Annotated in this window: 12 protein-coding genes; 10 read left to right on the top strand and 2 right to left on the bottom strand. The window is 62.4% G+C overall.

Annotated elements, in window-relative coordinates:
- Positions 1 to 619 precede the first annotated feature (619 nt).
- Entirely contained in the window at positions 620 to 880 is a 261-nt protein-coding gene (locus QXF46_06400) for a hypothetical protein (GenBank protein ID MEM0226490.1), read from the bottom strand.
- Positions 864 to 1,076 (bottom strand): hypothetical protein, encoded by a 213-nt coding sequence (locus tag QXF46_06395; GenBank protein MEM0226489.1) that lies wholly within the window; start codon positions 1,074 to 1,076, stop codon positions 864 to 866. Before QXF46_06395 ends, QXF46_06400 begins: the two co-directional genes overlap by 17 nt.
- 344 nt (positions 1,077 to 1,420) lie before the next feature.
- Here QXF46_06395 and QXF46_06390 point away from each other — a divergent pair, with 344 nt between their 5' ends.
- From QXF46_06390 to QXF46_06345, 10 genes are all read left to right on the top strand, one after another.
- Positions 1,421 to 1,795: a hypothetical protein gene (locus QXF46_06390; protein ID MEM0226488.1), complete on the top strand. Its 375-nt coding sequence runs from the start codon at positions 1,421 to 1,423 to the stop codon at positions 1,793 to 1,795.
- Positions 1,771 to 1,941, top strand: coding sequence for a hypothetical protein (locus QXF46_06385; protein ID MEM0226487.1), 171 nt, complete (start codon positions 1,771 to 1,773; stop codon positions 1,939 to 1,941). Before QXF46_06390 ends, QXF46_06385 begins: the two co-directional genes overlap by 25 nt.
- 663 nt (positions 1,942 to 2,604) lie before the next feature.
- A complete protein-coding gene (locus tag QXF46_06380; protein MEM0226486.1) occupies positions 2,605 to 2,997 on the top strand; it encodes a hypothetical protein in 393 nt (130 codons plus the stop codon).
- The gene (locus tag QXF46_06375; GenBank protein ID MEM0226485.1) at positions 2,994 to 3,719 is read left to right on the top strand and encodes an RAMP superfamily CRISPR-associated protein; all 726 of its coding nucleotides are present in this window, start codon (positions 2,994 to 2,996) and stop codon (positions 3,717 to 3,719) included. Before QXF46_06380 ends, QXF46_06375 begins: the two co-directional genes overlap by 4 nt.
- Positions 3,716 to 4,630, top strand: a complete 915-nt coding sequence (csx7, locus tag QXF46_06370) for a CRISPR-associated RAMP protein Csx7 (GenBank protein MEM0226484.1) — start codon at positions 3,716 to 3,718, stop codon at positions 4,628 to 4,630. The genes QXF46_06375 and csx7 overlap by 4 nt, the downstream gene beginning before the upstream one ends.
- The gene (locus QXF46_06365) at positions 4,614 to 5,630 is read left to right on the top strand and encodes an RAMP superfamily CRISPR-associated protein (protein MEM0226483.1); all 1,017 of its coding nucleotides are present in this window, start codon (positions 4,614 to 4,616) and stop codon (positions 5,628 to 5,630) included. The genes csx7 and QXF46_06365 overlap by 17 nt, the downstream gene beginning before the upstream one ends.
- Positions 5,611 to 8,373, top strand: coding sequence for an HD domain-containing protein (locus tag QXF46_06360; protein ID MEM0226482.1), 2,763 nt, complete (start codon positions 5,611 to 5,613; stop codon positions 8,371 to 8,373). The genes QXF46_06365 and QXF46_06360 overlap by 20 nt, the downstream gene beginning before the upstream one ends.
- Positions 8,370 to 9,029 (top strand): RAMP superfamily CRISPR-associated protein, encoded by a 660-nt coding sequence (locus QXF46_06355; GenBank protein ID MEM0226481.1) that lies wholly within the window; start codon positions 8,370 to 8,372, stop codon positions 9,027 to 9,029. Before QXF46_06360 ends, QXF46_06355 begins: the two co-directional genes overlap by 4 nt.
- Positions 8,969 to 10,006 (top strand): hypothetical protein, encoded by a 1,038-nt coding sequence (locus QXF46_06350; protein ID MEM0226480.1) that lies wholly within the window; start codon positions 8,969 to 8,971, stop codon positions 10,004 to 10,006. Before QXF46_06355 ends, QXF46_06350 begins: the two co-directional genes overlap by 61 nt.
- Positions 10,007 to 10,864: an RAMP superfamily CRISPR-associated protein gene (locus tag QXF46_06345; protein MEM0226479.1), complete on the top strand. Its 858-nt coding sequence runs from the start codon at positions 10,007 to 10,009 to the stop codon at positions 10,862 to 10,864.
- Positions 10,865 to 10,930 lie beyond the last annotated feature (66 nt).

The raw sequence follows: 10,930 nt of genomic DNA, 5'->3' as shown, positions 1-10,930 counted from the left end.
ACGAGCACCGGCATCCGCGGCTTCTCAAGCTTCTGCAGCATCCCTAGTGTTGAGAAACCCGTATCGCTCAATCCTCCATTCACGTAGTTAGCCAACCTCCAGGAAGCCGGGTTACCCCAAGTCGTAGCGCAGAAAGAGCTTCCGTAACCGCCCTCGGCCACGTTTAATCAAGCTCTTTTGAGCATATAAGCGTATCTAACCACGTCAACCGCCACTTTCATCACTGGCATTGCGAGCCGCGGGCAAGCTACACTGCAGCCCCTCACGCGAAACTCGCTACCCCCATTCACGCAGCAGAGAATAGATGAAGCGTGATTCCGCCACTAGGCCTTCGACGCTCACCCGAAAGAATCACAGGAGTGATCTAGAGTGCTTCGCTTTGCGCCACCGTTTCTGCCCAACTTCCCTGTCCACCGGGGAGTAAAGCTGCAGGACGAGAACCCTGCGGTAATCGGGGTGAGCGCTCTAAGTGCTCGCTATCCTACCATTACAACTTCGTCTATCTGGTCTGCGAAAATGCTCATCCCTAGTAACAACCTTTGCGTTAGACGCCCAGGCTATTGCCGGTATGGTAGGGCCGGCTACCCCCAGTTCACTACCCTCCTTTTTCTCTCAACGTCTATCTTGCCTGCGAGCACGGAGACGTCGAACGACGAATCCGCAACATCGGTGGCAGCCCTGACGAACTCCAGCTTAGCTTTCCAACCCTCAATCGCCTCCCCCTCTCAACCACCTTGAGCAGCTCCCCGTCCAGCTCTGCGATAACCACTGTTGATGTAGCTGAGCCCTCCTTCTCGATGTATCGTCCTGCCACCCCCCTGCCCTCGAACCTCTTAAGCACTCTAACCGAGCGTACGCGCTGATCACGTACTCGTAACACATACTCTACCTCGTCCTCCTCTCCAAAGGCTGGACAGTTTAGGGTTTGAGCCAAACATTGTGGTTGGAACACCCATCTTCTCGGCTAAGAGTTTCTGCAGAACCTCGTCGCAGCTTCTCGCGGACAACCTCTTCTTCAAAACGTCTAGAAGCCGCCGCATCCTCCTGCTGACTTGAATCATAATTGCTATAACCATCGACTTTATGCTATGCAGGTCTATAGGGGGCTCGAGTTCCTCCTCTGACAGAAGCTTAAGACGAGTTGTTCAGCCTCAATTCCGCGTGTACCCAGTCGCTGAGGATGCCGAGTCTCGCAAAGGCTTCCAGGCATCTCGTGTCACCCACCCTTCTCGAGCTCGAAAACCCTTTCTAAGATTGTGCGTGCGGACACGGTAGCGTCATGCCAACCCTAATCTGAGCACATCGAGCAACCCCTCTCCACTGTAATCGACTAACTTCGCGCTAAGCAACTAGCGGAAACAGCTCCTTTTGTGTTGTCGAGCAACAAGGCTTTCTATCATAGTTCACCTAGGTGAAGTCCATGACCCTAGTGATTAGGAAGATTGACGAGAAAAAGCTTCGAGGATTTAAAGCTGAAGCCATTAAGAAGGGGTTAACGCTCTCTCAAGCCTTGGAGGAAGCTATAGAGCTATGGCTCTCGCAGAAACCCGCTTGGGCTGAGCCGGATGCCAACAACGCGGCGTACGTTAGGGAGAAGCAGAAGCTCTTGAAGGAGCATAGAGGAAAGTACGCTGTCTTCGCCCACGGCCAACTCGTCGGAGTCAACGCGTCGCTTAACGAAGTTATCGCGGCGCTCAGAGAGTTTGAGGAGAGGCCGAGGCACGCCTTAGCGGCAAAGATCGGCGAGGACATCGCAGAGGTGCTCGAATGGTGGGGAGGCTCTATAAGCCCATAAGCTGCTGGAGCTACGCTAAGGGACTGGTGCACGAGTACCCGGTACTCAAGCTGAAGTTGCTCAACCTGCTGGTTGAAAGCATTGAGCTGGAGCTTTCCATCGACACTGGGTTTGAAGGTGCTGTAATGCTCCTACGACACGCATAGTTTCTTCGCAGTTGGAGAACTCCCGAGCAGGCTACACCTTTCTGACAGACTCTCTAAACGCTCACTTAACCATTTCAGCTGGGATCTTCTCACTGAACAAGGGAGCGCGAGGAACTAAAGGAGACGGTCCTCCCTCTCCCTCAAATCCAGGTCAAACTCCTCAGAGCAGTCTGACGGAGCTATACTAACGTAGGATGAAGAACTCCCAGCCGTGCTCCGCCCGCACCATCCCGGAAAACCGGGGTAGCGCGCGACCCGACGCTGATAAATTTCGGAGCGGGTACTAACGCCAATTCACGAACTCCCCCGATACATTCACGAGCCTATACGGCTCCTCTAACTGAATATATGCCACATCGTGGTCCCGGGAAACCCCCTTTAGCGCCCCCCTCGGCGTCAAGAATCAATTCTTTTTTAAGCCTTTCTCCTCTTCTGGAAGAATACCCATAGAATTTCTGGAGCTGAGAGCTCATCGGTAGATCCTAGGGAACGGTTTGTCTTTCCCGGCGTACTCACTGTATTTTCCACCTAAAAATCAAAAATCTAAGATTATCCGTGAAAGTTCATAGAAGAACTTCGCTGTGAAGGGCTCTGTCATCATGAACTCTATCTAAAAGAAGAATGGCGTTGAATTTATATAATAGATTCCCGCAGTATTCTTTCGTGAGCACCCCTCAGAAAACCGTTATTGATGAGAAGCTTCTTCTCGACTGGGGGGCTCGTGTAGGTTTGGCGGCGAGGCTTGAGAACGTTCGTTCGGCTCAGCTTGAGAACCTTATCGCTTCACTCGATTCAGTCGAGAGCAGGGAGGCGCTTCTCGCCACAGCGGCCTTCGCGCTCAGGCAGGCTGAGAGGCTTGGCACAGGGAGGACGATGGCTAGGATCGTGAACCAAGCGATGCTAGACTTATACGAGAAGAATGCTGGAAAGGAGCATGCCAGGAAGATGCTGGGTTTCGCGAAGTGGGTTTACGAGGCGATAACCGCGCCGCCGAGGGGGTTGAGGCCGGAGCAGGCGACGCTCGAGGAGCTGCTCAGGCGGCTAGCGGGCCGGTGAAGCCCTTGCCCGACTACAGGGACTTTGACAAGCTTAAGCTGCTCACAGTGGTTGAGGGCCTTCTGGTCAACGAGACTCCTCTGCGCGTGGGAGTCGGCAGGGAGCCACCGCTCGGCAGCGCGGTTGACATTGCGCCTCTCAGAATAAGCATCAGAGGTAGGAGCGTGCCCTACATCCCGGGAAGCAGCCTCAAGGGCTCGCTGAGGAGCCTCGCCGAGTCCATCGCCAGGGCTCAAGGCTACAGCATCCACGACCCCTGGGACTGGGTAGCGATAGAAAAGGAAAAGGATAGCTTGGATTTCTGCGTTATCTGCGGGATTTTCGGTAACACCTACCTGGCGGGGCACGTGAAGGTCTACGACGCCTATCCCGTGGGTGAGCCCCCGCTATTCGTTAAGACGGGTGTGGGGATCAGCAGGGACTTTAGGGGGGTGAAGCCTGGGATCCTGTACACGGAGGAGCAGGTAGCCCCCGGCGTTGAGTGGGCGTTCAGGATGGACGTCATCAACATCAAGCTCTTCCCCGAGCCCGAGGAGGAGAGGGGTCGGCTGCTCAGGCAGCTCCTCGATTTCTTGCAGCAGGGGATGGTGCAAGTTGGGGCCAGGAAGACGATCGGCTACGGGCTCCTGAAGCTCGTAAAGGGGGAGTACAGGGTCTACGAGATCAGGGACGGTAGGCTCGAAGTGACCCTTAGGGGGGCTATCGGGGGTGGTGGCCGATGAGCCAGCCGGTGCCCTGGAGCTCGCACAGGCTGCTGCTCCGCCTCGCCGTGATCGAGGGCTGGCTGGTCAACGAGACCCCCCTCCGCGTCGGAACAGGCAGGGAGCCGCCGCTTGGCAGCGCAGTCGACCTGGCCGTCATAAGGATCCACCTGGGCGGTAGGAGCGTCCCCTACATCCCGGGGAGCAGCCTGAAGGGGGTCTTCAGGAGCACCGCCATCCAGCTGGCGAGGGCCAAGGGGTTGACCGTCTGCAGCGGGTTGAGCGGGGATACGTGCATGGACTGGGAGAGCCCGAAGTACGGAACCAGCCTGCTGAAATTTATCCAGGAGAGGCAGAGGGAGGGGGATGAGCCCGGGGCCTTCAGGGTTTTCCACGAGGACGCGTGCCTCCTCTGCAAGATGTTCGGCGCCCCCTCCTTCACCGGGCACGTGGAGTTCAGCGACGCTTACCCGCTCGACGAGAAGGGGCAGCTGCTCGAGGTCCCCCTCGGGGTTAGGACGGGGATCGCGATCGACAGGAGGACGGGCGCCGTGTACCGTGGTGCTCTCTACCAGGTCGAGTTCGTCGAGCCCGGCGCCAGGTTCAAGCTCACGGTGAGGGCTACGAACCTCCCGAACTACGCGCTCGGCCTCCTGGCCAAGATCCTCAAGATGCTTCACGAGGGTTGGGTGAGGGTCGGCGGGTTCAAGACGAGAGGCTTCGGTGAGGTTCGGGTCGAGAACCTCTCCTTCTCGGTCACCGGCGGCACGGTCAGCGGCACGAAGCTCCTGGCCGTGGACGAGAGGGACGTTGAGGTCGACTTGGCGGGCCTAGCCCAGCGGTACGATGGGTGGTTGAAGGCGTCGGGTGACAACGCTTGGCGCGCGCTATCGAAGCTGGAGGAGGTGTGGGACCGTGCAGCCCTCGCTTAGCGTTGTGAGGCGCAAGCCGAAGGATAGGAGCCGCCTGGAGGGGTTGGCGGGCAGGCTGCAACTGGCGTTGAGGACCTGCTCGAGGGGGGTGGGGGACGAGGTCGACAGCTACCTCTACGTCGGCTCGGGCTTCCTGAGGCTCGCGATTGAGGAGCGGCTGCTCGCCAAGGCCCGCCAAGCTCGGGTGAGGAGGGAGCTGGAGGCTGTGGTCGCGGAGCTAAGTAAGGCAATCTCGCTGGACCACCAGCCGTTCTCGGCCACCGCCCGAGGCCTCGTTGTACCGGCCAGCAGCGTGAAGGGGAACGTGAGGAGCAGGCTGGAGCTCAGCTTCGCGCGGGGAAGGGAGGGGTTCAGGTCCTGCTTCATCAGGGCTAGCGGAGCGGGCAGGCCCCCCGCTAGGGGCCAGCAGGGCTGGAGGCACTACAGGATCTGGGAGGAGTCCTTGAGGGAGGAACGGGGGTCCCCGTGCGACTGCACCGGGGGTTGGGAGGAGTGCGAGGTCTGCCTGCTCTGCGACCTCTTCGGGACCGCAGGGCTGCAGGGGCTCGTCAGCTTCAGCGACTTCGTTGGCGAGAGGGTTGAGACGGAGAGGCTGAACCTGCCCACGGGTGAAAAGCTGGAGGCGGTTAAGCCGGGGAGCGTGTTCAAGGGCTCGGTAACGTTCAGAAGCCTTGAGCCGGTGGAGCTCGGGCTCCTCCTCTACGGGATGGGGCTGAGGGACTCAAGGGTTGGCAAGCCCGTCCTGCTCGGCAAGCTGAAGTACAGGCGTGATCTACCCCACGTCTTTGGGGTTGTGAGGTACGAGCTGCAGAAGCTGGAGCTGGCCCCCTTCTCCCAACCCTTGAAGGTGGATGGGCTCGAGATACCCCCTGGGGGCGGCGCTGAGGGCGAGGTGCTGGGCAGATTGGTCGCCGGGCTGGTGAAGCTGGTTAGAACCACGTACGGGGGCGAGCTCCTGGACGTGGACGAGGTGGGGGCGCTTGAGCATCTTGAAGCTTGAGTTTAGGGAGCCCTACCCGGTGTACAGGGGGCTGCGCGTCCCAGTGTGGGAGAGGGACCAGCCGGTCAGCGTGAGGCGTGTCACCGACGGCGACCGTAGGGAGTTCGAGGAGCTCCTATCCCTGCTGAGAACCCTGCTGGAGCGCCTCGTCGGCGCCTGGCGCCGGGCGGGGGTGAGCGAGCGGGAGCTGCTCTGGAAGACGGCGGACGCGATTGTGCTCCTGCTGAGGTCGCCTCTCATCATGGAGGCCTCCCCCGTGGCCCCGACGCCGCTGAAGGCTAACGCACTCTACCTGCTCCTGCCCGAGGGCCTCATGGAGAGGAGGGCCGTTAAAGAGGCGGTGGAGAACCCCTACATCTTCGCCGAGTACGTGGCGAACCTGCGGAGCGCGGACTTCAGGCAGATCGAGGAGCTCTTCGAGGAGAGAACCTCGGAGCTGGTTCTCGGGCTTTGGCTGAAGTTCCCCGCCGACACGAGGCCGGGCTTCAACACCTCGAGCCTCGTGGCGCACTCCCTCCTCACATCGGCCTTGGCTTGGGCCCTCGAGCACCTCCGCGGGGCTGACGAGCTCCAGCAGGCGAGGGTGAGGCTGGCCGCCCTTCTGCACGACCTCGGTAAGGCTGTGGACCCAGAGAGGCACTACGAAGCGTCAGAGGATCTCGCGCGCAAACTCCTGGGCGGCCTGCTCCCCAACGACGAGGTGGAGGCGATCGCTAGGCTCGTCAGGGAGCACCACATCGCCGCGAGCAGCTTGAACCAGGCCGACCGGCTGGCAGCGGCCGCCGACCGCTTGGCGGAGCTTGTGGATAAGCTGCTCGGGGAGAAGCTGGCCAGGATGGAGAAGCTACTCGGGGTCTCAAGGGACGACTGGGAGTTCTGGCGGAGGGCTTACAGGAGTATCGAGCTGCTGAGGAGGGAGGGCGTCGCTCTCGAGGACCCCGTTAGGGAGCTCACGCAGGAGTTCCTCGAGAAGGTTGCCGCGCTGGGCAGGGAGGAGCTGGTGGGGCGCGAAGGTGCTGCGCCCGCGGGGCTCTCGCTCGTCCTGATCGATATCGGCTCCGTGCAGGAGTTCATCTACAGGAGCCAGGAGATCAGGGTTGTCTCGGCGGCGAGCTACCTGATCGACCTCATCGTCCACGCCCACCTCCCGATGTACCTCAGAACCAAAGGCGTGCGCCTCCCGCCAGAGGCCGTGATCTACTCGGGCGGCGGCACCCTGCTGATGCTGCTCCCCGAGAGCTTGGCCGAGCGCGTCGAGCAGCTCGTCGGAGGGTATGAGAGGCTCGTGGGAGGCGTCAGGATCTACTGCGTGAGGCAACCCTTCACGAGCAGCTACGCCTTAGCTGCCGACCTACTGGCCCAAGCTATGTCGCTGAAGAAGCACAGCGTCGAGCTGGGCGGTTTGAGCGCGCAACCGGTTGAGAGGCTCTGCCGACTCTGCTACAGCGCGCCGGCGGTGCAGAAGGCGGAGACGCCGGAGGGGCCGGTCGACACCTGCGAAACCTGCGCGAGGCTCTACAAGCTGGGCTCCGAGTTCCACTTCAGGGCTAAGTGGGAGTCGCAAATCCAGGTGGCCGGGCGACGCTTCAGCCCGAGCGAGGCGTTCGATAGGGGGTGGGGTGACGCTTCGAAGAGGATCATGGAGATCATCGCCGGCCACGATTTCGAGGAGCTGGAGAAGGGGGTGCAGAAGAGGAACTACGCCGTGGTGAAGTTCGATGGGAACATGATGGGGTCCTTCATGCTCGAGGCCATCTCGTTCACCGACGCCGTCGAGAGGAGCTTCCGCATAGACGTAGCGATCAAGAGGGCCTACCTCAGGGCGCTCGAGGCGCTCTACCAGGGGGTGAGGGAGGTGGCCGGCAGCGACGAGGCTGAGAAGGCCGTCTCGCAGGTCTACCTGGGGACCATCTACATGGGCGGCGACGACGGCCTGATCCTCGCCCCCTCGTGGGCTGCGCCGATCCTGGCCCACTACATCGCCGAGGAGTTCTGCAGGCAGCTCGGCCTCGCCCGAGGCCTCTCGGTGGCGGTCGCCGCGGGGCCGGTCGCGATGAGCGTCTGGTCGCTCATCGATTGCGCGGGCGAGCTCCTCCGTGCCGCGAAGGACTGTGTAAAGAAGATGGGCGGTGCCAGCGGCCAGGTCGGCGCCCTCGTGTTCGACATCTACGAGTCTGGCTCACCCTCCGGCAGCAGCGCCGTTGAGCGGCTGTGCTACATCTCCGACAGGTTCTGTGAAGCAGCCATGGGGTTAAGCGCCGCCGAGATCGCCAGGAGGAGGCTCGAGAGGCGCGCGGACAGCGCGCAGCCGTACCTCATCGACGTCAGACCCGGGAAGCAGCCGGAGGCGTGGGAGACGCTCTTCAGCACGGTCTTCGAGCTGGCTGGTTGGAGCAACCCCCGCAGCTTCGAGCTCCACAAGCTGGCACTAGGGAGGGCCTACCTCGCCTCGAGGCCGGAGGGCGAAGTGCTGGGTCGAGAAGAGCGGGCGAGGCTGAGGGCGCTGCGGAACGCTGTTATGCGGGCTTGGGGCCAGGTGCTCGACTCCCAGTACTGGAGGGAGAAGCTGTACATCTACGCTCTCAGGCAGCAGTCCAGGGAGGTGGGCGAGGAGCTCGCTGAGGCTTACGGGGCGCTAGCCAAGCTGATAGGCAGGACGCTGCTCGACCGGCCGGGGGGCGGTGTGGCTCCGCTCGCCGACGTGATCAACATGATCAAGCTCGCCGGGGGTGGTGCGCGATGATCAGGATCGGCATGAGGTTCAGGTCTGTAACGCTGCTGACCGTCGGCTGGGGCATCCCCGAGGTGATGGGGGCCGACGTGGTGCACGCCAGGAAGCTGGTCGGAGACCGCTACGAGCTGTACATTCCGGGGAGCAGCGTGAAGGGGGCGCTGCGCAGCTCAGCCAGCAGGGTCGCCGCCCACTACGGCTTCACCAGCTGCGGTGAGGTGGAGCCCTCGAGGATCGCTGAAGCGCACAGGGCGATGGGGCGCGCCTGCTCGGTTTGCGAGCTCTTCGGCTGGCCGGGCGGAGAAGGTGCGCTCCTGCATGTCAGCGACTTCAAGCTGGTGGGTGAAGCGGCCACGGAGGTGATCTGGAGGGTCTCGCTGAACGATAGGACGCTAACGGCTGAGCGGGGTAAGCTGTACTCGATGGAGCACCTACCGCCCGGTGTGGAGTTCAAGGGGGAGTTGAGGCTGATCGGCGAGGGGAGGGATCTGCTGCCCCTCCTCCTCCTTGCCGTAGCCGAGCTGCGGACCGGGAGGTTCGGGAGGCGGTCGATGGTGGACGCGAGGCTGGAGGACGAGGGCCTCCTCGACGCCCTGGTGGGCGAGGAGTGGAGGCAGCTGCTCTCGGAGCTCAGATCCTGGCTCTGGGTGGGGGTGGTGGGCCCGTGAGGCTCTACGAGGCTAGGCTGGTGCTGAAGAGCCCCGCCATCGTCACGGCGAGGAGGACTGAGAGGGGCTACGTGAGGCCGCACAGCTACATCCCCGGATCGACGCTGAGGGGGGCGATCCTCACGGCCCTCTACAGGGCTGGGAAGCTGGGGAGGGACGATCTCAGGAGGGAGGCGCAGGAGCCCACGCTCCTCGCGTCGCCGGGCCTCCCGCTCGCCAACGGGAGGAGGACGCTGCCGGCAACGCCCTTCATGGCGGCGTGCAAGCGCTGCGACCACAGGGTGGACGCGACCGCGGAGGCCGCTAGGGCGCTTGAGCAGGGAGGCGGGCTCAGGTTCCCGCTGGTCTGCCCGAGGGACGGTGGGCCGATGGAGCCTCTCCACGGGCGCTTCGTCTACGCGGAGGGAGGCAGGCTGAGGAGCTACAGGCTGAGGACCTTCAGGGCCACGTCCGTGGGGATCAGCAAGGAGAGGGCGTCGGCGGTGAAGGGGCTCCTCTTCGACTACGAGGCGATCGCCGAGGGCTCCGCCTTCTGGGCCTGGGTGGCCGCGCCGGACAACTTCAACCTCCCCAGCTCGCTCGAAGTCGCGGTGGGCAGGGGCCAGTCGAGGGGCTTCGGCTGGGCCGACCTCACCCTAACCCCCGTGGAGGCGAAACCCGTGCCCGAGAGGGGCGCTTTCATTGCCCTCTCCCCGCTAGCCCCGGTCGAGTGGATCCGGTGGAGGGGGGAGAGCCTGAAGGTGGGCAGGGTGGTGGGGAGGGAGATCACGATGCAGCTCGGCTGGGACATCCTTCAGGGGAAGATGAGGCCGATCGTCAGGCTGGCCAGGCCCGGCAGCCTTGTGCTGGCCGAGGCAGGCGGCGACCCCGCTGCGCTGAGGACCGGCCTACCTATCAGCGTGGCGGACTTCAAGGTGGTCGGCTTGAACTCCCTCATACCGCTCGAAGAGTACACCAGCCTGCTGGGGGTGAGGTAGGTGGCGTACGAGGTGAAGTTCGTCGGGAAGCTGCAGTTCACCGCTAGAACACCCGTGCACGTCGGTGGAGCCAGGGAGGCCAACGTCCTCTACGCGCTGAGGCTGAGGAGCCTCGGGAGGCTCCTCGTACCCTCCTCCACCTGGAAGGGGGCTTTCAGGGCGATAGCCGAGAAGCTGGCACCCTCGATGCCACTGAGCGAGATCGAGAAGCTGGCCGTGGAGAGGGTAGCCCTGTCCAGCGAACCGAAGAGCAGCGTGAAGGACCTGCTCGAAGGCTTCGGGAGGGCGTTGAGAGGTGAGGAAGCCCCGCCCTTCAAGCCCGATGACGTGAAGCGCGTGCTCCTCAGCATCGGCTACAGCGAGGAGGAGCTCAGGGCTCCCGAAGACCCGGCTTGGATGCTCGTCGAGTACCTCGCCTACCACTGCCCAATCGGGAAGCTCTTCGGCAACCAGGTGAGAGCCGGCAGCGTGCGCTTCCTCGACACCCTCCTAACCGCCCAAACCCAGCGCAGGCCGGGTGTCGGCATCAGCAGGAAGGACCTTAAAGTGCAGGAGGGGGTCCTCTATACTGTCGAGACCACAGAGGCTGAGGTGTCGGTACCACTCGTGATGGTCGGGGAGGTGGAGAGGCTCGGCTCGCCCTCAGCCAAGCTGCTAGCTTCAACGCTGGAAGCCGTCAAGGAAGTGGGGCTCAGCATCGGCGGCCGGAAGAGCGCGGGCCTCGGCCTCCTCCAGCTCGAAAGCGCGGAGTTCCACGTCGTGAAGCTAGCGGAGGACAAGGGCGGAGTTGGGCTGGCGAACCCCCTCAAGACACCGGCAGTGAAGCTGGAAGATTTCTTAAAACTGCTCCGCGGCTGAAAATCAAAAACCACCCTTTTTCTCTTCTCGACAAAACCAGGACAGCGACTGCGCGCGCAGGCCCGG

It is taken from the genome of Thermofilaceae archaeon, assembly GCA_038731975.1.
Taxonomy (GTDB): domain Archaea; phylum Thermoproteota; class Thermoprotei; order Thermofilales; family Thermofilaceae; genus JANXEW01.
This window is presented reverse-complemented; position numbering and strand designations above follow the sequence as displayed.

Excerpts from the sequence above, each read along its gene's own strand:
- QXF46_06355 (MEM0226481.1), top strand. The coding sequence starts at position 8,370 with ATGATCAGGATCGGCATGAGGTTCAGGTCTGTAACGCTGCTGACCGTC.
- QXF46_06395 (MEM0226489.1), bottom strand. The coding sequence starts at position 1,076 with ATGGTTATAGCAATTATGATTCAAGTCAGCAGGAGGATGCGGCGGCTT.
- csx7 (MEM0226484.1), top strand. The coding sequence starts at position 3,716 with ATGAGCCAGCCGGTGCCCTGGAGCTCGCACAGGCTGCTGCTCCGCCTC.
- QXF46_06390 (MEM0226488.1), top strand. The coding sequence starts at position 1,421 with ATGACCCTAGTGATTAGGAAGATTGACGAGAAAAAGCTTCGAGGATTT.